This is a genomic window from Kitasatospora sp. NPDC022785, from assembly GCF_055561295.1.
This window is the reverse complement of record NZ_JBVHHB010000034.1, coordinates 38,130-63,976: the sequence shown is the minus strand read 5'-3', so window position 1 is coordinate 63,976 and position 25,847 is coordinate 38,130. Positions and strand designations below refer to the sequence as shown.

Annotated in this window: 25 protein-coding genes and 2 pseudogenes; 11 read left to right on the top strand and 16 right to left on the bottom strand. The window is 74.0% G+C overall.

The features are described 5' to 3' along the window. The first annotated feature begins 49 nt into the window (after positions 1–49). The 4 genes from ACZ3YO_RS35750 to ACZ3YO_RS35735 are packed head-to-tail and all read left to right on the top strand — an operon-like array spanning position 50 to position 3,532. Complete coding sequence (locus ACZ3YO_RS35750) at positions 50–619, top strand: GTP-binding protein (RefSeq protein WP_465546974.1); 570 nt, start codon at positions 50–52, stop codon at positions 617–619. Next, entirely contained in the window at positions 616–2,157 is a 1,542-nt protein-coding gene (locus ACZ3YO_RS35745) for a cytochrome P450 (protein ID WP_465577889.1), read from the top strand. The genes ACZ3YO_RS35750 and ACZ3YO_RS35745 overlap by 4 nt, the downstream gene beginning before the upstream one ends. Beyond that, positions 2,121–3,227: a cytochrome P450 family protein gene (locus tag ACZ3YO_RS35740; RefSeq protein WP_465577887.1), complete on the top strand. Its 1,107-nt coding sequence runs from the start codon at positions 2,121–2,123 to the stop codon at positions 3,225–3,227. Before ACZ3YO_RS35745 ends, ACZ3YO_RS35740 begins: the two co-directional genes overlap by 37 nt. A 44-nt stretch (positions 3,228–3,271) precedes the next feature. Continuing rightward, positions 3,272–3,532 carry a hypothetical protein gene (locus ACZ3YO_RS35735; protein WP_465577885.1) on the top strand — a complete coding sequence of 87 codons (261 nt, stop codon included), beginning with the start codon at positions 3,272–3,274 and terminating at the stop codon, positions 3,530–3,532. Positions 3,533–3,656: 124 nt separating this feature from the next. Here the strand turns inward: ACZ3YO_RS35735 and ACZ3YO_RS35730 are convergent, their stop codons facing one another. Both ACZ3YO_RS35730 and ACZ3YO_RS35725 read right to left on the bottom strand, forming a co-directional pair. Beyond that, the gene (locus ACZ3YO_RS35730) at positions 3,657–4,478 is read right to left on the bottom strand and encodes an isocitrate lyase/PEP mutase family protein (protein ID WP_465577883.1); all 822 of its coding nucleotides are present in this window, start codon (positions 4,476–4,478) and stop codon (positions 3,657–3,659) included. A gap of 12 nt (positions 4,479–4,490) precedes the next feature. Next, positions 4,491–4,967, bottom strand: coding sequence for a carboxymuconolactone decarboxylase family protein (locus ACZ3YO_RS35725; RefSeq protein ID WP_465546912.1), 477 nt, complete (start codon positions 4,965–4,967; stop codon positions 4,491–4,493). A 231-nt stretch (positions 4,968–5,198) separates the two neighbouring features. Here ACZ3YO_RS35725 and ACZ3YO_RS35720 point away from each other — a divergent pair, with 231 nt between their 5' ends. Together ACZ3YO_RS35720 and ACZ3YO_RS35715 are read left to right on the top strand one after the other, a co-directional pair. Continuing rightward, positions 5,199–5,984 carry an NRDE family protein gene (locus ACZ3YO_RS35720; protein ID WP_465577881.1) on the top strand — a complete coding sequence of 262 codons (786 nt, stop codon included), beginning with the start codon at positions 5,199–5,201 and terminating at the stop codon, positions 5,982–5,984. Between the two features lie 219 nt (positions 5,985–6,203). Further along, entirely contained in the window at positions 6,204–6,623 is a 420-nt protein-coding gene (locus ACZ3YO_RS35715; protein WP_465577879.1) for a hypothetical protein, read from the top strand. An 88-nt stretch (positions 6,624–6,711) separates the two neighbouring features. Here ACZ3YO_RS35715 and ACZ3YO_RS35710 read toward each other — a convergent pair whose 3' ends face one another. Continuing rightward, the gene (locus ACZ3YO_RS35710; protein WP_465577877.1) at positions 6,712–7,305 is read right to left on the bottom strand and encodes an MBL fold metallo-hydrolase; all 594 of its coding nucleotides are present in this window, start codon (positions 7,303–7,305) and stop codon (positions 6,712–6,714) included. Between the two features lie 102 nt (positions 7,306–7,407). Between ACZ3YO_RS35710 and ACZ3YO_RS35705 the strand changes: the two genes are divergently transcribed. Together ACZ3YO_RS35705 and ACZ3YO_RS35700 are read left to right on the top strand one after the other, a co-directional pair. Beyond that, on the top strand, positions 7,408–8,364 hold the full coding sequence (locus ACZ3YO_RS35705) for a GlxA family transcriptional regulator (protein ID WP_465577875.1): 957 nt from the start codon (positions 7,408–7,410) through the stop codon (positions 8,362–8,364). A 115-nt stretch (positions 8,365–8,479) separates the two neighbouring features. Beyond that, positions 8,480–9,265 (top strand): alpha/beta fold hydrolase, encoded by a 786-nt coding sequence (locus tag ACZ3YO_RS35700; RefSeq protein ID WP_465577873.1) that lies wholly within the window; start codon positions 8,480–8,482, stop codon positions 9,263–9,265. Positions 9,266–9,320: 55 nt separating this feature from the next. On the opposite strand, the gene ACZ3YO_RS35695 is transcribed toward ACZ3YO_RS35700, so the two are convergent. From ACZ3YO_RS35695 to ACZ3YO_RS35680, 4 genes are all read right to left on the bottom strand, one after another. Next, positions 9,321–10,100, bottom strand: coding sequence for an alpha/beta fold hydrolase (locus ACZ3YO_RS35695; protein WP_465577871.1), 780 nt, complete (start codon positions 10,098–10,100; stop codon positions 9,321–9,323). Further along, complete coding sequence (locus ACZ3YO_RS35690) at positions 10,097–11,347, bottom strand: RNA polymerase sigma factor (protein WP_465577869.1); 1,251 nt, start codon at positions 11,345–11,347, stop codon at positions 10,097–10,099. The genes ACZ3YO_RS35695 and ACZ3YO_RS35690 overlap by 4 nt, the downstream gene beginning before the upstream one ends. Next, on the bottom strand, positions 11,344–11,706 hold the full coding sequence (locus ACZ3YO_RS35685) for a YciI family protein (protein WP_465546899.1): 363 nt from the start codon (positions 11,704–11,706) through the stop codon (positions 11,344–11,346). Before ACZ3YO_RS35685 ends, ACZ3YO_RS35690 begins: the two co-directional genes overlap by 4 nt. A 202-nt stretch (positions 11,707–11,908) precedes the next feature. Continuing rightward, the gene (locus ACZ3YO_RS35680) at positions 11,909–12,808 is read right to left on the bottom strand and encodes a sigma-70 family RNA polymerase sigma factor (RefSeq protein ID WP_465577866.1); all 900 of its coding nucleotides are present in this window, start codon (positions 12,806–12,808) and stop codon (positions 11,909–11,911) included. A 234-nt stretch (positions 12,809–13,042) separates the two neighbouring features. On the opposite strand from ACZ3YO_RS35680, the gene pdxR reads away from it, so the two are divergent. Next, positions 13,043–14,512 carry a MocR-like pyridoxine biosynthesis transcription factor PdxR gene (gene pdxR, locus ACZ3YO_RS35675; protein ID WP_465577864.1) on the top strand — a complete coding sequence of 490 codons (1,470 nt, stop codon included), beginning with the start codon at positions 13,043–13,045 and terminating at the stop codon, positions 14,510–14,512. Further along, a pseudogene (locus tag ACZ3YO_RS35670) lies at positions 14,513–14,707 on the top strand (RNA-guided endonuclease TnpB family protein); the annotation flags it as partial. A 26-nt stretch (positions 14,708–14,733) separates the two neighbouring features. Here ACZ3YO_RS35670 and ACZ3YO_RS35665 read toward each other — a convergent pair. The 8 genes and pseudogenes from ACZ3YO_RS35665 to ACZ3YO_RS35630 form a co-directional block, all read right to left on the bottom strand. Beyond that, on the bottom strand, positions 14,734–14,931 hold the full coding sequence (locus ACZ3YO_RS35665; RefSeq protein WP_465577862.1) for a DUF6126 family protein: 198 nt from the start codon (positions 14,929–14,931) through the stop codon (positions 14,734–14,736). 32 nt (positions 14,932–14,963) lie between these two features. After that, positions 14,964–15,599, bottom strand: coding sequence for a helix-turn-helix domain-containing protein (locus ACZ3YO_RS35660; protein ID WP_465577860.1), 636 nt, complete (start codon positions 15,597–15,599; stop codon positions 14,964–14,966). 177 nt (positions 15,600–15,776) lie between these two features. After that, positions 15,777–17,510 (bottom strand): annotated as a pseudogene (locus tag ACZ3YO_RS35655) (pyruvate dehydrogenase). Between the two features lie 111 nt (positions 17,511–17,621). Then, on the bottom strand, positions 17,622–20,030 hold the full coding sequence (locus ACZ3YO_RS35650) for a glycoside hydrolase family 65 protein (protein ID WP_465577858.1): 2,409 nt from the start codon (positions 20,028–20,030) through the stop codon (positions 17,622–17,624). Then, positions 20,027–20,776: an HAD family hydrolase gene (locus tag ACZ3YO_RS35645; RefSeq protein ID WP_465577856.1), complete on the bottom strand. Its 750-nt coding sequence runs from the start codon at positions 20,774–20,776 to the stop codon at positions 20,027–20,029. The genes ACZ3YO_RS35650 and ACZ3YO_RS35645 overlap by 4 nt, the downstream gene beginning before the upstream one ends. A gap of 136 nt (positions 20,777–20,912) precedes the next feature. Continuing rightward, a complete protein-coding gene (locus tag ACZ3YO_RS35640) occupies positions 20,913–21,698 on the bottom strand; it encodes a VOC family protein (RefSeq protein WP_465577854.1) in 786 nt (261 codons plus the stop codon). 241 nt (positions 21,699–21,939) lie between these two features. After that, positions 21,940–22,386, bottom strand: coding sequence for an SRPBCC family protein (locus ACZ3YO_RS35635; protein ID WP_465577852.1), 447 nt, complete (start codon positions 22,384–22,386; stop codon positions 21,940–21,942). 113 nt (positions 22,387–22,499) lie between these two features. Continuing rightward, positions 22,500–24,272, bottom strand: a complete 1,773-nt coding sequence (locus ACZ3YO_RS35630; RefSeq protein ID WP_465577850.1) for an LCP family protein — start codon at positions 24,270–24,272, stop codon at positions 22,500–22,502. Positions 24,273–24,536: 264 nt separating this feature from the next. Between ACZ3YO_RS35630 and ACZ3YO_RS35625 the strand changes: the two genes are divergently transcribed. After that, the gene (locus ACZ3YO_RS35625; protein WP_465577848.1) at positions 24,537–25,223 is read left to right on the top strand and encodes an MBL fold metallo-hydrolase; all 687 of its coding nucleotides are present in this window, start codon (positions 24,537–24,539) and stop codon (positions 25,221–25,223) included. Here the strand turns inward: ACZ3YO_RS35625 and ACZ3YO_RS35620 are convergent. Next, a complete protein-coding gene (locus tag ACZ3YO_RS35620) occupies positions 25,132–25,776 on the bottom strand; it encodes a TetR/AcrR family transcriptional regulator (RefSeq protein ID WP_465577846.1) in 645 nt (214 codons plus the stop codon). The genes ACZ3YO_RS35625 and ACZ3YO_RS35620 overlap by 92 nt on opposite strands. Positions 25,777–25,847: the final 71 nt, after the last annotated feature.

Genomic DNA, 25,847 nt, shown 5'->3' with positions numbered 1-25,847 from the left:
CCCCGCCGACCGGTCCGCCGCCTCCGGCCCGCCCGCCGAGCCGCAGTACCTGCCCTCCTCCGTGCAGGGTGCGGTCAAGATCCTGGTCACCGGCCCGTTCGGGGTCGGCAAGACCACGCTGGTCGGCTCGCTCAGCGAGATCACCCCGCTGCGCACCGAGGAGACCATGACGGCCGCCAGCAGCGGCATCGACGACCTCACCGGGCGCGGCGACAAGACCACCACCACCGTCGCGCTGGACTTCGGCCGGATCACGCTCAACCCGCGGCTCGCCCTGTACCTCTTCGGCACTCCCGGCCAGCAGCGGTTCTGGCCGCTCTGGGACGACCTCTCGCGCGGTGCGCTCGGCGCCATCGCCATGGTGGACCTGCGACGGCCGGACGAGAGCTTCGACGTGCTCGGGCGGCTGGAGGAGCAGCAGATCCCGTTCGCCGTGGCCGTCAACACCTTCCCGGACACGCCGAGTTACCCCGAGGAGGAGCTGCGCTCCGCCCTCGACCTGCTGCCCGACGTGCCGATCCTGTACTGCGACGCGCGGGACCGGCGGGCCGCGTACGACCTGCTGATCGACTTCGTCGGCCACCTGCACGCCACCGCCGTCCTGGAGCTCCAACGATGACGACCCCCGAGCCCGGCACGGCCGTTCCGCCCCCGGCTCCACCCCCCGGCCCCCAGGCCGGCCCCCCGCCCGGCTGCCCGGCACACGCCGGCGGGGGCGTCCCCACCGGCAGCGGCTTCCCCGCCGGGGTGCCGCTGGCGCAGCTGTACGGGCCCGCCGTCGCCGACGACCCGCACGGCCTGTACGCCCGGCTGCGCGCGCAGTACGGCCCGGTCGCGCCGATCGAGCTGGAGCCCGGCGTCGAGGCCTGGCTGGTGCTCGGCTACCCCGAGCTGCTCGAACTCACCCGCAACGAGGCCCTGTTCTCCAAGGACTCGCGTAGCTGGCGGGTCCCGGCCGAGGGCCGGCTCGCCGCCGACTCCCGGCTGCTGCCGATGACCGCCTGGCGGCCCACCCTGCTCAACCTGGACGGCGCCGAGCACCAGCGGCTGCGCGCCGCCGTCTCCGACACGCTCGCCCAGATCGACCACCGCCAGCTGCGCGAGACCACCGAGGCCGCCGCCCACGCCCTGATCGACAGCTGGGGCCCGGACGGCACCGCCGACCTGGTCGCCCGGTACGCGCGCCGGCTGCCGCTGCTGGTCTTCACCCAGCTGATCGGCCTGCCCGCCGAGGCCGGGCCCCGTCTCATCGAGCTGATCAGCCACTTCGTCGACAGCAGCGAGAAGTCCGTCCGGGCCAACGCCGAGTTCCAGGCCATTCTGGTCGACCTCGTCCGGCGGCGGCGCACCACGCCCAGCGCCGACCTCACCTCCTGGCTGCTGGCCCACCCGGCCGCGCTGACCGACGAGGAGGCGGTCCACCACCTGGTGGTGATGATGGTCGCGGGCAACGAGACCAGCATCAACTGGACCGGCAACACCCTGCGGCTGCTGCTCACCGACCGGCGGTTCCGGGCCACCCTCACCGGCGGCCGGCTCACCGTCGCCGACGCGCTGGAGGAGGTGCTCTGGCGCGACCCGCCGACGCAGAACTTCCCCGGCCGCTGGGCCACCGGCGACACCGTGCTCGGCGGCCAGTACATCAGCGCCGGCGACATGCTCGTCCTCGGCCTGGCCGCGGCCAACGCCGACCCGGCCGCCCAGGGCGCCGCGTCCGCCGCGCACGGCACCCTCGGCGGGAACCGGGCCCACCTGGCCTGGGGCGCCGGCCGGCACGTCTGCCCGGCCCAGCACCCGGCCCGGATCATCGTCGAGACCGCCGTCGAGACCCTGCTGCACCGCCTGCCCGACCTCCAACTGGCAGTGCCTCCGCAGGACCTGGCCTGGCGACCGTCACCGTGGTCGCGCGCCCTGGTCAGCCTGCCGGTGCTGTACAGCGCCTTCACCCCGCCCCGCCTTCCCGCACCCGAGAGGCCCGCATGGACACCGCCGCACCCGAGCACGACCGAGCCGGCCACCCGCCCGTCCCCGGCCGCCCCGAGCCCGTCCGGCTCGACCCCTTCGGACGCGACCAGCACGGCGAGAACGCCCGGCTCCGGGCAGCCGGGCCGGCGGTCCTGGTGGAACTCCCTGGCGGGGTGGTGGTCTGGGCGATAACCCACCACGACACCCTTCAGGAACTGCTCGCCGACCCGCGCGTCGGCAAGAACCCGCAGCTGTGGACGACCTTCACCGAGGGCCGGCTGCCCAAGGGCTGGCCGCTGCTGAACTTCGTCACCGTGCCGGGCATGGTCACCGCCGACGGCGAGGACCACCGGCGGCTGCGCGGCCTGGTCAGCCAGGCCTTCACCCCGCGCCGGATCGCCGAGCTGCAGCCCGCGATCGAGGCCCGGACGGTGGCGCTCCTCGACCGGGTCGCCACGCTGGAGGGCGGGTTCGACCTGCGCGAGCACTTCGCCTACCCGCTGCCGATGCAGGTCATCGGCGAGCTGCTGGGCCTGCCGCCCAAGCAGCAGGACGAACTGCACGAGCTCTCCGACACCCTGGTCTCCAGCTCCGCCACCCCCGAGGCCGCCATCGCCGCCCAGCAGGGCCTGTTCGCCCTGCTCGCCTCGGTCGTCGCGGTCAAGCGCGCCGAGCCCGGCGACGACCTCACCACCGACCTGATCGCCGCCCGCGAGGCCGGGGACCGGCTCAGCGAGCAGGAGCTGGTGGGCACCCTGCTACTGATGCTGGTGGCCGGCCACGAGACCACGCTCAACCTGATCACCAACGCCGTCCGCGCCCTGCTCGCCCACCCCGACCAGCTGCGGCTGGTGCTGGACGGCACGGCATCGTGGTCCGCGGTGGTCGAGGAGACGCTCCGCTACGACTCGCCGGTCGGGCAGTTCCCGCTGCGGTACGCGACCGAGGACATCCCGGTCGGGGACGTCGTCATCCGGCGCGGCGAGGCGCTGCTCGCCTCGTACGCCGCCGCCGGGCGGGACTCCGGGCACTACGAGGACGCCGACCGCTTCGACCTCACCCGGCAGCCCAACCGGCACCTCTCGCTCGGCCACGGCCCGCACTTCTGCCTCGGCTCCGGGCTCGCCCGGCTGGAGGCGGAGACGGCGCTGCGGTACCTGTTCGAGCGGTTCCCCGGGCTGGCCCTGGCCGAGGAGGGCCCGGCCGAGCCGATCGGGTCGTTCATCAGCAACAGCGTGAAGACGCTGCGGGTGACCGTCTGACGGATCGGGTGTGACCTCGGGGCGGCCGGGTCGTTGGGGGTTCCATGAAGAAACTCGCCACCCTGGCCGCCCTGACCATGGCGGGCCTCGCGCTGGCCGCCCCCGCCGCGTCCGCCACGACCTCGACCGCCTCGCAGCCGGACGCGCTGGACGGCCTCTCCAGCGGCCTCAACCTCTCCCCCACCGACCTCGCCCTGCACGAGGCCGGCAAGCTGCCGCTGGCCGGCCACCTCGCGCAGCAGGTGGAGGCCGTCGGCGACAACCAGATGACCCACCCGGGGATCAGCGGGCAGGTCCTGAACTGAGGCCTGCCCTCCCACACCCTTCTCCGCCGGGCGGGTGGTCCGGGTGCGCCCCCGCACGTACCCGGACCACCCGCCCGGCGGACCACCCGCTCCGTGAACGGTCTGCCCGGGGGCGGCGGCTCGCTCAGCCTTCGGCCAGGGCGTTCAGCTCCTGGTAGGTGAGGCCGCCGTCGAGGGCGGTGTAGGTGCCCGCGCCGTAGACCTCCTCGGCGGCCCGGCGCACCGCCGCGTAGGCCACCTTGGCCAGGCCCGGCCCGAGGCTGACCCGGGCCACGCCCAGCTTCGCCAGCTCCGGCACGGACGGCGAGCCCGGGCCCGCCAGCACGTTCAGCGGCGCCGGGACGGCCGCGACCAGCGCCGCGATCGTCTCCGGGTCGGCCACGCCGGGCACGAACACCCCGTCCGCGCCCGCCTCGACGTAGGCGCGCAGGCGGGCGACCGCCTCGTCCAGGCGGCCGGCCGGGTCGCCGATCTGACGGAGGAACACGTCGGTGCGGCCGTTGATGAAGAGGTCGACCCCGGCCGCCGTCGCCGCCGCCCGGGCCGCCGCGATCCGCTCGGCGGCCTCATCGGCCGGCCGGGCGGCGTCCTCCAGGTTCACGCCGACCGCGCCCGTGGCGAGCAGGGCCGCCACCGTCCCGCCGACCTCGGCGGCGGTGGCGCCGAACCCGGTCTCCAGGTCCGCCGTCACCGGCAGCCCGACGGAGCGCACGACCAGCGCGGTCTGGGCGAGCACCTCGTCCCGGTCCGCCGCGTCCCCGTCCGCGCTGCCGAGCGTCCAGGAGACACTGGCGCTGGCCGTCGCGACGGCCTGCGCACCGGCGGCCGCGACCAGGCGCGCACCCGCGGCGTCCCAGACGTTGGCGAGCACCAAGGGCTCGCCGGGGCGGTGCAGTTCGCGGAGCCTGCGGGCCTTCTGCTGCCGGCTGTCGATCGTGTCGGTCATGTCCGGTGGTCCCTACTTCGCGGCCGGGCTGAGGCGGGAGGTGACGCCGATCCGGTTCCAGGCGTTGATGGTGATGATCAGCGCGATCAGCTGGGCCAGTTCGGCCTGCTCGAAGTGCTCGGCGGCCTCGTTGTAGACGGCGTCCGGGACGTGCCCCTCGGTCAGCAGGGTGACCGACTCCGTCAGCGCGAGGGCGGCCCGCTCCCTGGCGGTGAACCAGGACGTCTCGCGCCAGGCCGGGAGGGAGAGCAGCCGGTGGTTCTGCTCGCCGTTCTTGACCGCGTCGGTGGAGTGCATGTCGATGCAGAAAGCGCAGCCGTTGATCATCGAGGCGTGCACCTTGACCAGCTCGGCCAGCGTCGGGTCCACGCCCTTCCGGGCGCCGCGCTCCAGCGCGAACATGGCCTGGTAGAAGTCGGGGGCGAGGTCGGGGAGGGAGATCCGCTGCTCGGGGGCGGGCACGGTGGTGGTCTCGGTCGTCGTGGTCATACCTGCCACCCTAGGCGGGGAGTGGACTGACGGCCCGGCCCATTCGAGCCTGGAAATCGTGGGCCACTCGGCGGTCGGGCCACCACGCCCGCCGGTCCGCCCGGGTGCGGCCCTGGAACGGCGGAAGGGGGACGGCCCGACCCTGCCCGGACGCGAACGTTCGTGCGAGGATCACGGGGAGGGCGGTACCCGTGGGCCGCCCGGAGTCGGCGAGGTCAGGGGGCCCTGCGCGTGTGCACCGCGTTCGTCAGCATCGAGCCGTCGTCGGCGGTTCCGGTGCTGCTGCTGTCCGTCCGGGACGAGTACGCCGGGCGACGCTGGTCGCCGCCGGACCACCACTGGCCCGGACACCCGACGACCGTCGGCGGGCTTGACCTCGCGGCGGGCGGGACGTGGCTGGCGGTCCGCCCCGGCGCCGACCCGGTGGCGGCCTGCCTGCTGAACGGCTTCGGCGCCATGGCCCCGGCGCAGGCCCGGCTCTCCCGCGGCGAGCTGCCGCTGACCGCCGCCCGGGACGGCGGGATCGGGCACCTCGACCTGGAGCGGTACGACCCGTTCCACCTCGTCCTGGCGGGGCCGGCCGGTGCACGGGTGCTGAGCTGGGGCGGCAGCCGGGCGGAGGAGCGCCAACTGCCGCCCGGCCTGAGCGTCGTGCTCAACGACGGGCTGGAGGGCATGGCGGCGGACCGCACCGCGTCGGAGCTGGTCCGCTCACTGATGGCCGCCCGCGCCGCCCACTTCCGCGCCCGCTTCGAGGCCGCCGCGCGGCCGGAGCCGGCGGCGGACGCCGTCGGGACGGAGCAGGCGTGGGGCGCGTGGCTGCCGATCGTCTCCGGCGACGGCCTCGCCCTGGACGACCCGGCGGCACTGATCCAGCGGCGCGAGTTCGGGGACGGGCGGATCTGGGGCTCGTCCTCGATCTCCCTGCTCGCCTTCGCCCCCGGCGGCGTGCGCTACGACTTCGGCCCCGCGCCGGTGGGCGGTCCGGCGGACGGCGGCTGGCGCCGGGTCCTTTAGGTCCTGTCCGGTCGAGCGTGCCCGCCCCCGGCCGACGGGCGCCGGGCCGCGGTGCACTCCCGGCGGTCCCTGACACCACGCGCCCGGCTGCCGGGGGAACCGGGAGGATCGTCCCGCGGTCCCTGCCGACAAGGTCCGCTCGGCGGCCGCACCGGAGGCCGGCGGGTCCGGCTTCACGGTGCGCGGCCGACGCGGTGGTCGTCCGACGGGAGCAGGGGAATGCGGGAGTCACGTGCAGCGGGCAGGTCGGCCGGCTCGGCGCCGGGTTGCGGGTGGTTCCTCCTGGGACCCGCCCTCTCCGCCGTCGGGGTCTACGCCGGCACGGTGTGGACCGTCCGGTCGTGGGCGGACTGCCCGCTCGGGAACGACGTCGGCAACAACACCGGCCTGCAGATGGCGATGCCCGTGGTCTGGCTCTGCATGAGCCTGCTGGTGTTCCTCCTCCAACTCGCGCTGCGCCGCCGGCCCCTCCCCGGCGGACGCGCCACCCGGTGGACGGCGCCCGTCGTGGCCGTCGTCCTGCTCACCCTGCTGTACCGGCTGGGGATGGACTGGCCGTACACGCCGCCCGGGGGCGACTGCACGGACGGCTATCCGCTCTTTCCGTTCACCGGCAGGACCGGCCCGCGGTTCGACTGAGCGGGCCGGCGGCCCGTAGCCGGCGGCGCCGTACGACGCGCGGACGGCGGCCGGCCGCGCGGGTTCGGTCAGGTCCGCGAGCCCGCGGTCACAGGGGGGCGCTCTCGTCGGCCGGGAAGGGGCCGCCGTGGCCGGGGACGAGCAGGTCCGCGGCCGCGAGCACACGGAGGCGGGAGGCCCGCAGGCCGTCGAGGTCCGGGGCCACCGGGTCGACCACCGGGCCGTTGGGCCGCCACCAGAGATCACCGACGAAGGCCACGACGCCCGTCTCCGTACCCGCCAGCAGCGTGATGTCCTCGGCGCTGTGCCCCGGGGTGCGGATCAGCCGCAGGGACGGGGTGAGCTCGTAGCCCTCCGCGTCGCGGTCGGTCCACTGGTCGTTCTGGTAGATCGCCTTGTGGTCGTGGACGCGGGCACTGCCGAACAGGCCCACGTTCATGGTGTTGTCCGGGTGGTGGTGGCTGAGCACCACGTCGGTGATGTCGTCCGGGCCGAGCCCGAGCTCGGCGAGCGGGCCGAGGATCCGGTCCCGGCCGGCCACCATGCCGGGGTCGACGATCACGTGGCGGTCGCCGTCACGTACGTAGGAGACCGTGGCGGCGACCCCGGGGCCGGTGGACAGGGTGTAGCCGGTGGTCAGGATCGTGTAGGCGGCGGTGCGGCCCAGGGGAGCGTCTGTCATGCCCTCAATTCTTCGGTGCCGGCCGGTCCCCCACGAGTGGCCGTGCTGCCACTGATCGCAGGAAACGTGCCAGGAGCCGGGGAAGGGTGCCACACTCCCCGCATGCCGCCTTTCGTGACCGTCGCCGCGTACGCCCCGCCCGGTGTGGGCCTGCTCGGGGCCGGCATCGCCTCCGAGGTCTTCGACGCGCGCGGCCAGGGGCTGCCGAGCTTCGACTTCGCGCTCTGCACCGACCGGCCCGGGCAGGTCCGCAGCGACGTCGGACTGCCGCTCACCGTCGAGCACGGCCTGGACCGGCTCGCCACGGCCGACCTGGTGATCACGCTGCCGTGGACCGGCTTCCGGACGCCCCCGGGGCCCGACGTCCTCGATGCGCTGACCACGGCGCACCGGCGCGGCGCGATCGTAGCCGCGCACTGCGTCGGCGCGTTCGCGCTCGCCGCGGCCGGGCTGCTCGACGGCCGGCGCGCCACCACGCACTGGCGCTTCGCCGGCCTGCTGGCCGACCGCTACCCCGGCGTCACCGTGGAACCCGACGCCCTCTACGTCGACGAGGGCCGGATCACCACCGGCGCCGGAGCCGCCGCAGGCTTCGACCTGTGCCTGCACCTCCTGCGCCGCGAGTACGGCGCCGCGACGGCCAACGCCATCGCGCGGGACCTCGTGCTGCCCTCCCACCGCGAGGGCGGACAGGCCCAGTACCTGACCAGCCCCGCCCCCGAGGACTGCCGGGACGAACGCCTGACCGACGCCCTGACCTGGGCCCACGAACACCTCGACCAACCGCTCACCGTCGCCGAACTCGCCCGCCGGGCCCTGATGAGCAGGCGTTCCTTCGCCCGCCGCTTCACCGCCGCGACCGGCACCACCCCCCACGCCTGGCTGCTCAACCTTCGGCTGAACCGCGCCGAGGAACTGCTGGAGACCACGGACCTGCCGGTCGAGGAGATCGCCCGCCGCGTCGGCTACGGGAGCGCGGCCGTCCTGCGGGCCCAGTTCGTCCGCCGCCGGGGCGTACCGCCGCGCTCCTACCGCCGTTCCTTCGCCCGCACCCCTTAGGTCCTGTCCGGCCGGCGGGCGAGGCCGCCTGCCGGCCGTTCCGGTCGGGGGGAATTCCCGCCAAAGGGCCGACATCTCATGGCGGCGGGTCGTCCGGTCGAACAGACTGGGCGTCATGGAAACCACGGTGCCTGTCGCCAGCGGTGAACTCTGGGCCGAGGACTCGGGAGGGGACGGGCTGCCGCTGGTCCTGGTCCACCCGGGCGTCGGCGACTCGACCGTCTGGGACCCGGTGCTCCCTGCGCTCACCGCGCAGCACCGGGTGATCCGCTTCGACGCCCGCGGCTACGGGCGGTCGCCCGCGCCCACGGCCGCGTACTCCCCGGCCGAGGACCTCGCCGCGGTGCTCGACCACTTCGGGCTGGCGCGGGCGGTCCTGGTCGGCTCCAGCATGGGCGGGGCCGCCTCGATCAACCTGACGCTGGACGCCCCGGAGCGGGTGGCGGGCCTCGCGCTGTTCGTCCCCGGGGTCACCGGGTACGACGGGCTCGACGAGACCGAGCTGTACGAGAACGTGCAGCGGCTGGCCACGGCCGGCGACCTGGAGGGCGTCGTCCGGCTCGGGCTGGGCCTCTGGGGCCTGGCCGGCGGGGGCACGCCCGAGGCCGATCCGGTCGGCGCCGCGCACCTCCGGGCGGTCCTGCCCGCCTGGTTCAGCAACGTCGGGTACCAGGAGACCGATGCGCCGGCCTTCGACCGGCTCGGGGAGATCACCGCACCCACCGTGCTGGCGCTGGGGGAGCAGGACCGGCCGGCGGTCGTGCGCTGCAACGAGGAGATGGCGGCCCGGATCCCCGGCTGCCGGCTGATCCGGCTGGCGGGATCCGACCACTACCCGACGCTGCGCGAGCCGGCAGCCGTCGCACGGCTGGTGGAGGAGCTGTACGCCGACGCGACGTGAGCGGCCCGGCAGAGGCCGAGCAGGCCTTCACGGGCCGAGCGGGCGGGCACGGGGCCTACCGGACGAACTCGCCGATCAACCGCGCCAGCTCGGCAGGGCGTTCGAGATGGAGGTCGTGGCCCGTGCCGGGGACGCCGACGGCGACCGTCGCCGGCCGGGTGCGGAGCATGCGGTCGATCTCCTCGGCGCCGACGATGCCGGACTGGCCCAGGACGACGAGGGTCGGGCAGGCCACCGCCGCCCACTCGTCCCACCAGGAGCGCTGCGCGTTCTCGTCCAGCGACGTGACCATCACGTCGCGGTCGAAGCGCGGCCACCACCCGCCGTCGCGCTCCTCCAGGCCCGCCGCCCAGCCCTCGCCGACCGGCCCGCCGCCGAGGAACGCGACGGCGGCCTCGCGGGAGGGGAACGGCGTCGGCCAGGAGTCGAACCAGCCGGCGATTCCGGCCTGCGTCTGCGGGTCGGACCCGGCCGGCCCGGCCTCGACCAGGACCAGGCCGCTCACCAGCGACGCGTGTGCGGCAGCGGTGAGCATCGCCGCGTGACCGCCGTAGGACTGGCCGACCAGGACCGGGCGTTCCAGGCCGAGTTGTCCGATCACCGCGACCACGTCGGCCACGTACGCGGCTCGCGAGACGTCCCGCGGCCGGCGCTCGCTGGCGCCGTGGCCGCGCTGGTCGACGGCGACGACGCGGTGCCGGGCGCCGAGGCTCCGCGCCACGGCGTCCCACTCCCCCGCGTGGCCGGCCAGCCCGTGCAGCAGCACCACGGGCGTCCCCGGGCCGCCGGAGTCACGGCAGGCGAGCCGCACCCCGTCACGAACGACGAACCTCATACCGTGGCCTCCGAACGCCGTGCGCATTCCGTCAGGTGGCGCCGCTCGGGCGCGCTGGTGGTGCGGCGGGCGGCCTCACGGTAGGCGGCCACCGCACCCGCCTTGTCGCCCGACAACTCCAGAAGGTGGGCCCGGGTGGCGAGCAGGCGGTGGTGGCGGGCCATCCGCTTGTCGGCCTCCAGCGCGGCGAGCAGCTCCAGCCCCGCGGCAGGCCCGTGCACCATCGCGACGGCGACCGCGCGGTTGAGCGTCACCATCGGGTTCGGCCCGAACTGCTCCAGCAGGCCGTACAGGACGAGGATCTGCGGCCAGTCCGTGGACGCGTCGTCCGTGGCCTCGTCGTGCACCGCCGCGATGGCCGCCTGGAGCTGGTACGGGCCGACCTGTCCGCGCGGCAGGGTACGGCTGATCAGCTCCACGCCCTCCGTGACGAGCCGCGCGTCCCACTGCCCCCGGTCCTGCTCGGCCAGCGGCACCAGCTCCCCACCGGGGCCGGTGCGGGCCGGGCGGCGGGCGTCGGTGAGCAACATCAGGGCGAGCAGGCCGGCCGTCTCGGCGTCCTCGGGGGCCAGGCGCAGGAGCAGCCGGGTGAGGCGGATCGCCTCGGTGGAGAGCTCGGGCGCGGTGAGGTCGGCGCCGTCGGTCGTGGTGTAGCCCTCGTTGAAGACGAGGTAGAGCACCTGCCGGACCTCCTCCAGGCGCTCGGCCCGCTCCGGTCCCTGCGGCGCGGCGAGAGGCAGGCCCTTGATCGTCGCCTTGGCCCGGCTGATCCGCTGGGCCATGGTCGCCTCGGGGACCAGGAAGGCCGCGGCGATCTGAGCGGTGCTCAGGCCGCCGACGGCGCGCAGGGTCAGCGCGATCCGGCTGGGCGCGGAGAGCGCGCGGTGGCAGCAGAGGAGGAGCAGCGCCAGCGAGTCGTCCCGGTCGGCGTCCGGCCGGGCGTCGGCGGCGTGGCTGAGCAGTGCGGACTGCGGGGTGGCCAGGGCGAGGGCGTCCTCGCGGCGGCGGCGGGCCGTCTCGCTGCGCACCTGGTCGACCAGGCGGCGGGAGGCGACGGTGACCAGCCAGCCGCGCGGGTTCTCCGGCATGCCGGCCTCGGGCCACTGGAGGGCCGCGGCGAGCAGGGCCTCCTGCACGGCGTCCTCACAGGCGTCGAAGACGCCGTAGCGGCGGACGAGCGCCCCGAGGGCCTGCGGCGCGAGTTCGCGCAGCAGGCCCTCGATGCCGTCCGGGAGCAACGCGGTCACACGTCCGCCGCGGCGTCGTGCAGGACCGGCCAGAGCTCGACCGGGTCGACGTCCGCGAACGGCATGTCGGCGGCGATCTGCTGGGCCCGCTCCAGGCTGTCGCAGTCCAGCAGGTAGAAGCTGGCGACGTACTCCTTGGTCTCCAGGTACGGGCCGTCGGTGACGGCCGGCAGGCCTGCCTCGCGGCGGACCAGCTGCGCGTTGGCCGCGTCGGCGAGGCCGTAGGCGCCGATCAGCTCGCCGCTCCCGCGGTACTTCTTGTTGAACGCGTCCTGCTTGGCGATCGCCTCGGGCCAGTCCTCGGCCGGGAACGACGCCCACTTGGCCTGGTTGCCGTAGATCATCGCGACGTACTTCATCTCGGGTGTCCTCCCCGTCCCGCGCGCCCCGTCGGCGCGCTGTCACCCTTCAGTCGGAGCGACTCCCACGCCCTCGACACCCGTCGACAGATTACTTCGGAGTTCTTTCGGACCTTTGCCGACCTGCTGGAACGCGGGGCAGGCCGATCGGCGGCCGCGCGGCGGGCCGGGTGCGGCCCGCCGCGCGGAGACGCTCCCGGCCTCAGCTGTTCAGCAGGGCCGACAGGTCGAGCTGGGCCAGGCGCTCCGGGTCGGTGAGGAAGTCCATCGCGATGATCCGGCCGCCGTGGACGGTGAACGCCATGAGCGAGAGCGGCTTGCCGTCGGCGAGCGAGAGCACACCGGGCGAGCCGTTGATGAGCACCGGGCAGCCGTCCTGGGCGAAGCGGGCGAAGGTGATCGCCTGGGAGGCGACGTCGGCCGCGCCGCGGCGGAGCACACTCGGGCGGAGCGTGCCGCCGTCGGAGCGGGCCACCACCTCGGGGTCGAGGACGGCGAGCAGGGCGTCGAAGTCCCCGGCGCGCGAGGCGGTGAGGAAGGCCTCCACCACCTCGCGGCGCTTGGCCAGGTCGCTGTCGGGGGCCGGGGCGGCGCCCTGGACGCGGCGGCGGGCACGGCTGGCGAGCTGCCGGGTGGAGGCCGAGGTGCGGCCGAGGATCGGCGCGATCTCGTCGAAGGGCACGGAGAACAGGTCGTGCAGCACGAAGGCGAGCCGCTCGGCCGGGGCGAGCGTCTCCAGGACGACCATCAGCGCGATGCCGACCGAGTCGGCCATGAGGATCTCGTGCTCCGGGTCGACGGCGCCGAAGGCGGGGCCGACCACCGGGTCCGGCAGCCGGAACCGCCCGTCCTGGTCCTGCAGGGGGTCCTCGCGCCGGGCCGTGCGCGAGCGCAGCAGGTCCAGGCAGATCCGGCCGACGACGGTGGTCAGCCACGCGCCGAGGTTGGCCACCTCGGTGGTGTCGGTGCGGCTGAGCCGGAGCCACGTCTCCTGCACGGCGTCCTCGGCCTCGCTGAGCGAGCCGAGCATCCGGTAGGCGACCGCCCGCAGTTGGTGCCGCTGCTCCTCGAACTGCTGCGCCTGGAAATCTTCCCCGATCACCTGTCACATCCCCCAGCTCTGATCCGTCGGTGCTGTGAAGGACGATAACCGGCCGGGCGGGCGGGGCACCCGGCCCGACGCGGCGTGCCCTCCCACGCCGTTCGAGGCCGCGTCGTGGCCGTCGTGGAGCCGCGGGACCCGGAACGCGACCAGCGGGAGAGCCCGCGCGGGAGAAGGGATAATCCCCGTACGGACAGCCTCGGCAACGGAACGCACGGAACGGCCCCTCAGCCCATGACCACCTCCCGCGCCACCTCCCGCACCTCCGCGTGGACCACCTTCGGCGGCGACCTGCACCTCGACCTCACCGGGCGGCGGGCCGCCGGGGCCGGGGTGCGGGCGGCGCTGGAGGACGCACTGCGGGAGGCGGTGCAGGACGGACGGCTGGCGCCCGGCACCCGGCTGCCGTCCTCCCGGGCGCTCGGCGAGGACCTCGGGATCGCCCGGAACACCGTGGTCGAGGCGTACGGGCAGCTCACCGCCGAGGGGTGGCTCACCTCGCGGCAGGGCTCGGGCACCACGGTGGCCGAGCGGACGACACCACGCCCGGGCCGACGGGCGGCGGGCGTGCCGCGCGGCCGCCCCACCGGCCGGTACGACCTGATGCCGGGGCGGCCGGACGTCTCGCTCTTCCCGCGCAGCGCCTGGCTCGCGGCCGCCCGGCGGGCGCTCGCCACCGCGCCGCACGAGGCGTTCGACTACGGCAGCCCGCTGGGGCGGATCGAGCTGCGGCAGGCGCTCACCGACTACCTGGCCCGGGTGCGCGGCGTGCGGACCGACCCGGAACACCTGCTGATCTGCGCCGGGTTCACGCAGGGGCTCGGCCTGCTCTGCACCGCCCTGCGCGAGCGCCGGCCCCGGCACCAGCGCGCCGCCCCGTCACTGGCCGTCGAGGCCTACGGGCTGGCGCCGCAGCGCGCCATGGTCCGCGCCGCCGGGCTGGCCGCCGTCCCGCTGCCGCTGGACGAGGCGGGCGCCCGCACCGACCTGCTGGACGGACGGCGGGACGCGGCCGTCCTGCTCACCCCCGCCCACCAGTTCCCGACCGGCGTGGCGCTGGCCGCCGAACGCCGGGCCGCCGCCGTCACCTGGGCGCGCGAGCACGACGGCTACGTGATCGAGGACGACTACGACGGCGAGTTCCGTTACGACCGGCAGCCGCTGGGCGCGATGCAGGCGCTCGACCCCGAGCGGGTCGTGTACGCGGGGACGGCCGCGAAGAGCCTCGCCCCCGGCCTCCGGCTGGCCTGGCTGGCGCTGCCGGACGCGCTGGTCGAGCCGGTGGCCCGGCTGAAGCAGCTGGCGGACACCATGTCGCCGGTTCTCGACCAGCTCACCCTCGCCGAGCTGATCACCTCCGGCACCCACGACCGGCACGTCCGCCGCTCCCGGCTGCACTACCGGCGCCGCCGCGACCTACTCGTCGCGGCGCTCGCCGAGCGGGCTCCGCACGTCCGGGTGACGGGCATCGCCGCCGGGCTGCACGCCGTGCTGCAACTGCCGCCCGGCGCACCGCCGGAGGCCGAGCTGCTGGCCCGCGCCGAGGCGGCCGGACTGGTGCTCAGCGGCCTCACCCGGCACCTCGCCGAGCCCGGTTCCGCCCCGGACGCCCCGCCCGCCCTGGTGGTCGGCTACGGGACCCCGCCCGACCGCGACTTCCCGGCCGCCCTGGACGCGCTCTGCGAGCTGCTGCGGGACTGCTGAAAGCGCGAGTTCCATCACCAGCTCTCGACGAAGATCATCTGCGAGAACCAGGCGGTGGCCGTTGAGAACCTGGCGGTGAAGGGGCTCGCCCGCACACGCCTGGCCGAGTCGGTCCACGATGCCGGATGGTCGGCCTTCGTGTCCGTGCTGGAGTACAAGGCCGCAGGAACCCACCGAGACGGTCGGACGACCGTGGCAGGAATCCCAGTCGGGAGCGGAAGTCAATTGTTGCGGTTGCCCAGCTCGAAGAGCAGCATGATGAAGCCCGCGAAGGCGTGGGTGGCGACCATGTAGATCAGCACCCGGATGCCGACCCGGCGGTTGGCCCACTTGCCGGCGTCGATGGTCTTCGGAGCCTCGGCGACAGGGGCTCCGACGGAAGCGGCGGGCTCGGTGACGGTGGTGGCGGGATCAGCCATGGGAGATCTCCTCCGGGAGTTTTGACGTACGGTCAGTGGGGTGCGGCAGGGCCGCCGCCGAGGCAGAGTTCGCCGCCGGGGCTCTGCAGCAGGGTGTGGACGAAGAGCAGCTCGACCCCGTCCGCCGACTCGGCGGCGATGCAGTGCGGGGTGAGCGAGTCGAAGTGCGCGGAGTCGCCCTCCGCGAGGAGGTGGACGTGGTCGCCGAGGGTCAGCCTCAGCCGGCCCTGGAGGACGTACAGCCACTCCTCGCCGGGGTGGACCCGGACCACGGCGTCCTGCACGCCCGGGGGGACGTGCACGCGCAGCGCCTGCATGGCGCGGCCGGGGGCGCCGGCCCGGCGGTAGCCCCAGCCGCCCGCGCGGCCCGGTTCGATCGCGCCGCCGCGCACCACCGGGTCCGGCTCCACCAGGGCCTCGCCGAGGAGGCCCGAGACGGAGGTGCCGTAGGCGCGGGCGAGGCCCAGCAGGACGGGCAGCGAGGGCTGCCGGCGGCCGGTCTCCAGCCGGGACAGATAGGCTGGGGAGAGACCGACCCGGGCGGCGGCGACCTCCAGCGTGAGGCGGCTGCCGAGCCGGTGCTCGCGCAGCCTCGCGGCGAGGCCGACGACCTCCTGGTCGTCGGGCTGGTCGCCGGGGGCTGAGGGGCCGGGTGGGCTGGTGGTCATGGGACCAGTGGACACCCGGCGTGCCGCAGGGGCAAGAAAGTTGCCTCAGAGGCAAACCTCGAAGGCGAACCGCCTTGGGAGGCCCCCTCGGAAGGCCTTGTCGGGCCGGCCCCGGAAGACCTCGGCAGTCCGGCCGCACGAGACCCCGGCGGACCCGCCCCGCGAGGCCCTGCGCCGCTACGGCCGGGGGATGTTCCGCAGGTTGCTCCGGGCCAGGTCGATCATGCGACCGACCCCGCCCGAGAGCACCGTCCGCCCGGCCGCCAGGGCGAAGCCCTTCAGCTGGGCGGCGGTGATGTGCGGCGGGATGGAGAGCGCGTTCGGGTCGGTGACCACGTCCACCAGCGCCGGGCCGGGCCGCTCCAGCACCTCCGCCAGCACCTCCCGCACCCGCGCCGGATCGGTGACCCGCTTCGCCGGGATGCCCATCGCCCGGGCGATCCCCGCGTAGTCGACGTCCCCGTTGTCGATCTCCGACTCCGGGTAGCCGGAGACCAGCATCTCCAGCTTGATCATGCCGAGCGCGCCGTTGTTGAACACCACCGTCTTCACCGGCAGCCGGTGCCTCGCCACCGTGAGTAGCTCGCCCAGCAGCATCGACAGCCCGCCGTCACCCGCCATCGCCACCACCTGCCGCCCGGGGCAGGCCAGTTGGGCGCCGATCGCGTGCGGCAGGGCGTTGGCCATCGAGCCGTGCAGGAACGAGCCGATCACCCGGCGGCGCCCGTTGGGCCGCAGGTAGCGGGCGGCCCAGACGTTGTTCATCCCGGTGTCCACGGTGAACACCGCATCGTCGGCGGCCACCTCGTCCAGCACCGAGGCCACGTACTCGGGGTGGATCGGCAGGTGCTTCTCGATGTCCCGGGTGTAGGCGCCGACCACGTCCTCCAGCGCCCGCCAGTGCTTGCGCAGCATGTCGTCCAGGAAGGTGCGGTCGCTCTTCGTCTCCAGCAGCGGCAGGACGGCGCGCAGGGTCGCCGAGACGTCGCCGTGGACGGCGAGTTCGAGCGGGGTGCGGCGGCCCAGCCGGGTGGCGTCGTGGTCCACCTGGATGGTGCGGGCCTGCGGCAGGAAGGAGTCGTAGGGGAAGTCGGTACCGAGCAGCAGCACCAGGTCGGCGGAGTGCAGCGCCTCGTGGCAGGCGCCGTAGCCGAGCAGGCCGCTCATCCCGACGTCGTACGGGTTGTCGTACTGGATCCACTCCTTGCCCCGCAGGGAGTGCCCGACCGGTGCGTGGAGGGCCTCCGCGACCTCCAGCACCTCGGCGTGCGCCCCGCGCACCCCCGCGCCGCAGAACAGGGCCACCCGGCCGGCCTCGTTGAGGGCACGGGCGAGCGCCTGCACCTGCGACCAGGGCGGGGCGGCCACCGCCTGCTCGGTGAGGAAGTGGCTCGTCCCGGTCGGCCCGGCGGCGGGCAGCGCGGCCACGTCACCGGGGAAGACGAGCACGGAGACGCCGTGGGCGCCCAGCGCGTGCTGGATCGCCACGCGGACCAGGCGGGGCATCTGCTCGGCGGTGGAGACCATCTCGCACCAGGTGCTGCAGTCGGTGAACACCCGCTCGGGGTGGGTCTCCTGGAAGAAGCCGGTGCCGATCTACGCGGACGGGATGTGCGAGGCCAGCGCGAGCACCGGCAGGCCGCTGCGCTGGGCGTCGTAGAGCCCCTGGATCAGGTGGGTGTTTCCGGGGCCGCAGGAGCCCGCGCAGACCGCGAGGCGCCCGCTCAGCTCGGCCTCGGCGGCGGCCGCGAAGGCGCCGGCCTCCTCGTTGCGGACGTGCACCCAGCTGATCCCCTCGGCCCGGCGGATCGCGTCCACCACCGGGTTGAGGCTGTCGCCGACCACCCCGTACACCCGCTCCACCCCGGCCTGCCGGAGCACCTCCACCATCTGCTCGGCCACACTCACCACGGGGGCACTCCTTCACCGGCCGCCGGTTGCCACAGGACACCTGCACCCTCGGACGGGAGGGGGCACGACGCATGCGGGGAGGGGCCGAAGGGGTGAAGCAGCCGGGGACCCCTACTCCGCCGCGAGGTGGTCCGGGCCCGGGCCCAGGGTGCCGGCGACGACGCCGGCCTGGGGCTGGCGGCGGGCCGGTTCACGGCCGGGGGGCTGGCTGCACCGTTCCTGGACGGGCGGGACGACGGTCGGGACGGTGACCGGTGCGCCCGCCTTCACCTGGACCGCCTCGCCGTCGTGCCGCAGGTGGATCACCTCGCCGCGGCGCAGCGTGTACGTCGTGCCGTCGTGGGTGATCCGGACACCGAGCAGCTGGCCGCGCACCATCAGCGAGAAGCCGAGCTTCATCAGCCCGGCCGGGAGCCGGGGCCGGAAGGAGAGCGTCTCGCTGTGGTCCCGGAGCCCGCCGAAGCCGGCCACCAGGGCGACGCAGGTACCGGCGAGCGAGGCCATGTGCAGGCCGTCGCGGGTGTTGCCGCCGAGGTCGTGGAGGTCCATCAGGGCGGCTTCGGCGGTGTAGTCGTAGGCGAGGTCCAGCTGGCCGACCTCGGCGGCGATCACCGCCTGGGTGCAGGCGGAGAGCGAGGAGTCGCGGACGGTCAGCCGCTCGTAGTAGGCGAAGTTGCGGGCCTTCTGCTCGTCGGTGAAGGCGTCGCCGCGGACCTGCATGGCGAGCACCAGGTCGGCCTGCTTGACCACCTGCTTCCGGTACAGGTCGAAGTACGGGTAGTGGAGCAGCAGCGGGTAGTTCTCGGGTGGGGTGTGCTCGAAGTCCCAGAACTGGTGGTCGGTGAAGCCGTCGGCCTGCGGGTGGACGCCGAGGTTCTCGTCGTACGGGACGAACATCGCGGCGGCGGCGTCCCGCCACGCGGCGGTCTCCTCGGTGTCGACGCCGAGGACGGCGGCCTCGCGCGGGTGCCGGCCCGCGGCCTCGGCGGCGGCGCGCAGGTTGGTCTGCGCCATCAGGTTGGTGAAGACGTTGTTGTCGGCGACGGCGCTGTACTCGTCCGGTCCGGTGACGCCCTCGATGCGGAACTTGCCGACGGCGTCGTGGTGGCCGAGCGAACGCCACATCCGGGCGGTCTCGACCAGCAGTTCCAGGCCGTACTCGCGCTCGAACTCGACGTCCCCGGTGGCCCGGACGTAGCGGGCGACGGCGGCGGCGATGTCGGCGCCGATGTGGAACGCCGCGGTGCCGGCCGGCCAGTAGCCGGAGCACTCCTCGCCGCGGATCGTCCGCCACGGGAACACCGCGCCGGAGAGCCCGAGTTGGGTGGCCCGGTCACGGGCCAGCGGGAGGGTGGTGTGGCGCCAGCGCAGTGCCTGGTTGACGGCGGACGGCAGGCAGTAGGTGAGCACCGGGAGGACGAAGGTCTCGGTGTCCCAGAAGCTGTGCCCGTCGTAACCCGGGCCGGTCAACCCCTTGGCGGGGATGGCCCGTTCCTCGCTCCTGGCGCCGGCCTGGAGCACGTGGAAGACGGCGAACCGGACGGCCTGCTGGAGTTCGACATCGCCCTCGATCTCGACGTCGCTGGTCTCCCAGAACTCCTTGAGGAAACGGGCCTGTTCGGCGACCAGACCGCCCCAGCCGGTGTACCGGGCGGCGGTCAGCGCGGCCTCCACCTGGTCCCGGACGGCGGGCAGCGAGCGGGTCGCGGACCAGCCGTAGGACATGAACTTGACCAGCCGCAGCTTCTCGCCGGGTTCGAGCAGGGTGGTGACGCTGATCCGGCAGTGGTCGGCCTCGGCCTCGGCGACGGTGTCCAGCCGGTCCGGCCCCTCGATGACGTGGTCCATCCCGGCGGCGACCCGGATGCCGCTGTAGCGGGTGCGGTGCACCAGGACGGCCTTGCTGCCGCCGGCGTGGTGCACCTCGGCGATCAGCGGGGCCTCCAGTACGGCGGCCACCCGGGGGTCGCCCTCGGGCCCGCCGGGCAGCTGCTCGTTGGCGACCAGCTCCGACTGGAGGACGATCCGCACCGGCGCGTCCACCGCCTCCACGGTGTACTCGACGGCGGCGATGGCCCGCTGGGTGAGCGAGACCAGCCGGGTGGAGTGCACCCTGATGGTCCGCCCGGCCGGGGAGGTCCACTCCGCCTCGCGCCGCAGCAGGCCGTCCCGGAAGTCCAACCACCGCCGGTGGCTGACCAGTTCGCCGTAGCGCAGGTCGAACGGCTCGTCGTCGACCAGGAGTCGGATGATCTTGCCGTTGGTGATGTTGATGACGCTCTGGCTGGACTCCGGATAGCCGTAGCCGCCCTCGCCGTACGGCAGCGGGCGCAGCTCGAAGACGCCGTTCAGGTAGGTGCCGGGCAGGCCGTGCGGCTCGCCCTCGTCGAGGTTGGCGCGCAGGCCGATGTGACCGTTGGAGAGCGCGAAGACGGACTCGGCGCGGGCCATCGAGGCCAGGTCGAGGCCCTGTTCGGCGATCTGCCACGGGTCGACGGTGAAGTTGTCCAGTCCGGTCATGCCGAGCCCCCTTCGAGCAGCTCCGCGAGGTCGTTGACGACCACGGTGGCGCCGTGGCGGCGCAGTTCGGCGGCCTGGCCGGTACGGTCCACGCCGACCACCGCGCCGAAGCCGCCGGCCCGCCCGGAGGCGACCCCGGCGAGCGCGTCCTCGAAGACGGCGGCGTGCGCGGGCCCGACGCCGAGTGCCCGGGCGGCGGCCAGGTAGGTGTCGGGCGCGGGCTTGCCCGGCAGTCCCTCGCGCCGGGCGACGACGCCGTCCACGATCACGTCGAACAGCTCCTCGATCCCGGCGGCGCGCAGCACGTCACGGCAGTTGGCGCTGGACGAGACCACCGCGCTGGGCAGCCCGAGCGCCCGCAGCCGGTGCACGTACGCGACCGAGCCCTCGTACGGCTGGACGCCCTGTTCGCGGATCATCCGCAGCACGGTGTCGTTCTTGGCCAGGCTGATCCCGTGCACGGTGCGGGTGCCCGGCGGGTCGGCGTCGGTGCCCTCCGGCAGGTCGACGCCACGGCTGTGCAGGAAGGCCCGGGTGCCGTCGAGTCTCGGGCGGCCGTCGACGTAGGTGTCGTAGTCGTCGACGGCGTCGAAGGGGACGAACTGCCCGCCGCTGCGGGCCGCTTCGGCGCTCAGGAAGGCGTCGAAGGTGTCCTTCCAGGCCGCGGTGTGCACCTTGGCGGTCTGGGTGAGCACCCCGTCGAGGTCGAAGAGGAAAGCACGGATGTCGTCCGGAAGCCCCAGCATGGGTGCAGTCTTACCCGCGGACAGCGGGAAGCCGCCCATTCCCGGCGGCGCGTCGCGGGAACGGACGGCTTCCGGGCCGCAGCGGCTCCGGGCGGGTCCGGGTACGTCACGGAGAGTCGGGGCGCGTTGCGGCTCGTTACGGCGAGTCGGGCGAGGCGACCATCGCGAAGACGGCACCCTGCGGGTCCGTGACGACCGCCATCCGGCCGGACTGCATGTCGAACGGCGGCTGGATCACCGAGCCACCGGCCTTGACCAGGGCGTCCACGGTGGAGTCGGTGTCGTCCACCGAGAAGTAGGTCATCCAGTGCGGCGGCGTACCGGGCGCCAGGTAGTCGGGCAGCTTCTGCATGCCGCCCACCGCGCGGTCGCCGGCGTTGAGCGTGAAGTAGCCCTCCATGCCCTGGAGGGTCGCCGGGCGCAGGCCCACCGCCTGCTGGTAGAACGCCCCGGCCGCGTCGGTGTCGGTCGTGTTGAGCTCGTTCCAGACCAGCGAGCCGGGCTCGTTGACGATGCCGGCGCCGATGAAGTCGACCTTCTGCCAGACGCCGAACACTCCGCCCGTCGGGTCGGCGGCGACCAGCATCCGGCCGACCGTGCCGACGTCCATCGCCGGGTAGAGGATCGTGCCGCCGCTCTCGGCGATCGCCCGGCCGGTGGCGTCGGCGTCGTCCGAGGCCAGGTAGGTGGTCCAGGAGACCGGCGGGACGGGCTGGCCCTCGGGGGCCATCTGCGCCATGATCCCGGCGACCGGCTTGCCGTTCAGCAGGCACATCGCGTAGCCGCCGAACTCGGGCGGGCCGATCTCGCCCTGCCAGCCGAACAGGTCGCGGTAGAAGTCGAGCGCGGCCTGCTGGTCGCTCGTCATCAGGTCGACCCAGCACGGGGTGCCAGGCTTGTAGGGAGCGGTGACTTCGGGCATTGCTGGGCCTCCAAGGGCGATGGTCCTCCGCCACGGCCGGCCGGGGGCCACGGCCGGTCCCGGCTGCCGGTCGTGCTCGGGGCGCGGGTACGGCGGATGCGCGGCCGGACCGGCGGCACACCGCCCACCTTCGCCGCGGCCCCGCGTTCCCGCCACCGGACGGCGCCCGCCGGGGGACGGCGCCTGGCAGGGGACGGCGGGGGGCGACGCCTGGCGGGGGAGACGGGTACGGCCCGGCGGGCTAAGAGTCGTGCGGCGCCGGCTTCACGAAGTACGGCTGCACCTTGCCGCTCTGCGCGTAGTCCTTGAGCCGGACCAGCAGCTCGGCCCAGGTGCCGGCCACCATCGGCACGCCGTCCTCGGTGCCGGGCTGCCACCCGCCGTGGCGGAACAGCAGCCGGGTGCGGTCGGGGGCGTCGGGCTGGCCGGCGAGGTCCCAGCTGATCCAGGTGCCGGCCCAGTGCGGCGGGAAGGTGCCGACGTTCGTCCAGACCACCCGGTCCCGGTCGGCGCGCTCGCGGCGCAGCCGGAACGGCTCGGGGACATCGGGGAAGTCGAAGAGCAGCACGTCCCCGTCACGGTCCACCTCGGTGGTCCACCAGCTGGTGAGCCCGTCGTGGGTGTTGAGCGCGGCGAGGACGACGGCGCGGGGTGCGGCGATGTCGAGCTGCAGGGCGATCTCGGCCATGGGGTCCGCCTTTCGGGCCTGCGCCCCCCTGATCGGTCCCCCTCCGGCCACCATGGCACAGGGCCCGGGGTCGGCACACCCCGGGCCCTGTGCGACGGCGTCGCCACCGTCTGTCAGCCGTAGGAGACGTCCGCGCAGATGTCGTCATCCGCCGAGCGGGTGTTCTCGGTGACGCTGCTGGGCAGCGGGGCGGGCGCTGCGGGCGCGGCCGGGGCGCCGGAGGCGGCCGTGGAGGCCGCGCCGCCGCCGTTGGCGGCCACGAAGTCCTTGCCCACGACCACGAGGATGCCCGCCGAGGATCCGGCCTCGACGGTCGCCCCGGGGAAGAGCTCGGCGACCTTCTGGGCATTGGCCTTCTGGCCGGAGCCGTACTCGACCACCGTCGTCGCCCGCTTGGTGCTGGCCGCGGGGCCCGCCTTGGTGGCGTTGAACTTGGCTCCCTTGAGCAGCTCGGCCGCCTTGCCGTCCATCCCCGTGGTGGTGGTCCCGTTGTAGACGGCCACCTTGATGGCGGCGTTGCCCGCGTCGGAGGCGGGCGCGGAGGCCGCGGTGGTCGCGGCGGGAGCCGGGGTGTTCGGGGCGGCGGGCGTGGTGGCCTCGGCCGGCTGCTCGCCGGTGGCGTTCTGGCCGTCGATGGTCCGGTCGGCCTTGAGCGTCGCCCAGAGCTTGTCGGCGTCCGGCTTGATGATGTCGATGTTCTGGTCCTGGGTGCGGTACCGCCAGGGCAGGGTGACGAACTTGAGGTCGTGAAGGTCGATGCCCTTCAGTGACAGGGCGAACGACATCAGCTTGTCCACCGAGCCGAGCCCGGGATCGACGGTCATCGACTTGGTGGCGGCGTCCGCGAGCGGCAGCAGGGTCGTCGGGTTCAGCCCCTCGCCCTTGATCTTCGCCGCGAGTGAACCGAGGAAGGCCTGCTGACGCCTCATCCGGCCGATGTCGGAGTTGTCTCCGATGCCGTGGCGCAGCCGGACGTAGTCCAGCGCCTGCTGCCCCGAGACCTTCTGCTTGCCCTGCGGCAGGACGACACTGCCCTTCTTGGGGAGCTTGGGGTTGATGTCGCCCTCGTAGATCGGCTTCGGGAGACACACGTCCACCCCGTCGACCGCCTTGGTCATCGAGGAGAAGCCCTGGAAGTCGACCACGATGGTGTGGTCGACCCGGATGCCGGTGAGCTTCTCGACCGTGTTCTGGGTGCAGGCCGGGTTGCCGTCGTCGCTCTCGCCCTTGGAGAAGGCGGCGTTGAAGAGGTCGCTCGGCGTCTCCTTGGTCCACTTGCCGTTCGGCAGCTTGCAGGACGGGATCGTGACCATGGCGTTGCGCGGGATCGAGATCCCGACGGCGTGCTTGTGGTCCGCATAGACGTGCAACAGGATCGTGGTGTCCGAGCGGGCACCGCCGTCCTCGTTGCCGCCGCCGAGGTCGGAATTGTTCTTTCCGCGGCTGTCGGAGCCGATCAGCAGCACATTGACCGGCTTGTTGCCGTTCGCGTCGGCCTGGGCCTCGGGCGGGCGGTCGGCGGCGATGGCGTCCGCGTCGAAGGACTTGATGTTGCCGTTGAGCTTGAGGTAGATCGCGCCGCCCGCGCCGGCTATCAGCACCAGCACGCCGGCCGCCGACCAGGCCACGATCTTCTTCACGTTCTTCTTCGGCTTGCGGCTGTTGCGCGCCGCCGCCCGGCCGCCGGCCGCCGACGCATCGGGGGCCGCCTGGCCGTCCTTGCCTTGCGCGCCCTTGCCCTGGGCACCCTTGCCCTGGGCCGCGCGCCGGGCCTCGGCCCGCCCGCCGGCCCGCGGCTGCGGCACCGCGCCATCGCCACCGTCGGTCGTGAGCGCACCGGGCGCGTCGTCACCACGAGCCGGGCCCTCGCCCCACTGACCTGACATCCGTGTACCTTTCACCGGCGGACGCGGCGCCCGTCCTCCCGGGCGCACTGCACACAGAGAGACGGCCGAAACCGGCCCCAGGTTGCACATACGACGGTCGTAATGACCGACGAACGCCCCCCGGGGACCATCCCCGCTCCCCTCCGGAGCCCCTGTAGCCACAGGTAGCCCATTCGGAGCATACAAGCCGGTCATATTCTTTCTCGGCCCGCTCCGGGTCCCCCCGGGCATGGCCCCGGGCGAACACGGCAGTTGACGGGGCGGGTGGTACGGACGCGCCAGGGTGGCGCGGCGTCAGGAATCGGCGGGGAGGCCTCCGGGGTCGATGTGGTCGCCCGCGACGCTCCCGGGCGGGCGGCCGCGCAGGCAGGGCTCACTGGCGTCCTCGACCACACCCTGCTCCAGGAGTTCCTCCACCCACCGGCCGAGCGCCACCCGCACCAGCAGCGGGTCCATCCCCCAGGCGCGGCTCAGGCCGACCGCGGTGGCGTCGAGGCGCCAGCCGTGCTGCTGCAGGGCGATCCACATCGCCGCCGCGGAGGCCCCGCAGCTCCACCGCTCGCCGGTCGCACCCCGGCGCAGTTCGAGCATGCCCCCGGCTCCGACGGAGCCGGTCACGCCGGACACGGGCCGCACCCGTGTCCACATCTCCTCGTCCTCCCTCAACGCAAGCTCCTCTTGGCTGGCCGGATGCCCGGCAGTCGGCCTCCGGAGCCGGTAGCTCCTCACGCACGGCCGACCGCTGACGGTAACAATCCCAGGCTAGGCCGGGCCCGCCGCTACGAGAACCTGCCAAAGCCCCCTATGAGAGGTGGAGTTAGGCCCCACGCCCCCCATAGGGGGTGTCGGCCGCGACGCCTCAGTCGGCGGTCGCGGCCGGCGGAGCGCCGGCTTCCGGGGCACCGCCCTCCGGAGCGGCGCCGGCCTCCGGAGCGGCGCCGGCGCGGTTGACCGCGTCGACGAACACCCGCATAGCCTGGGCGATTTCGTCCCCGCTCGGCGCCCCCTCCGGGTCGAGCAGCCACTGCAGGCCGAGACCCGAGACCAGGGCCAGGTGGAACGAGCCCACCAGCCGCACCGTCTTCTCGTCCCCCTCGCCGATCTCGTCCAGGCCGAGCGGCGCCGCCAGGGCGAGCCGGGCCCGCTCGTAGGCGCGGGCGAGCTGTTCGCGCAGGCCCGGCACCCGGTCGGCCTGGGCGAACGCCTCGATACTGGCGAGCAGCAGGGGTCGCTGGGAGTCGAAGAACTCCGTGACGCTCCGCCAGGCCGTGTCGATCGAAGGATCGGTGGCCTCGTCGAGGATTCTGCGGAGCTCGGTACCCCAGTCCTCGAACGATTCGATCACTGCCTCGCTGAGCAACGCCTCCTTCGAGCCGAAGTGGTACCCGATCGAGGCGAGGTTGGCCCCGGACGCGGCGACGATGTCGCGCGCGGTGGTCCGGGCATAGCCCCGCTCATACAGGCATTTCTTGGCACCAACCAGCAGATCTTCACGATTTCCCACGTTGCCCATCGTAGCCACGGAAGGCCGTTTGCGACATACGTTCGTCAGAGACGCTCGTACATCTTAGACGG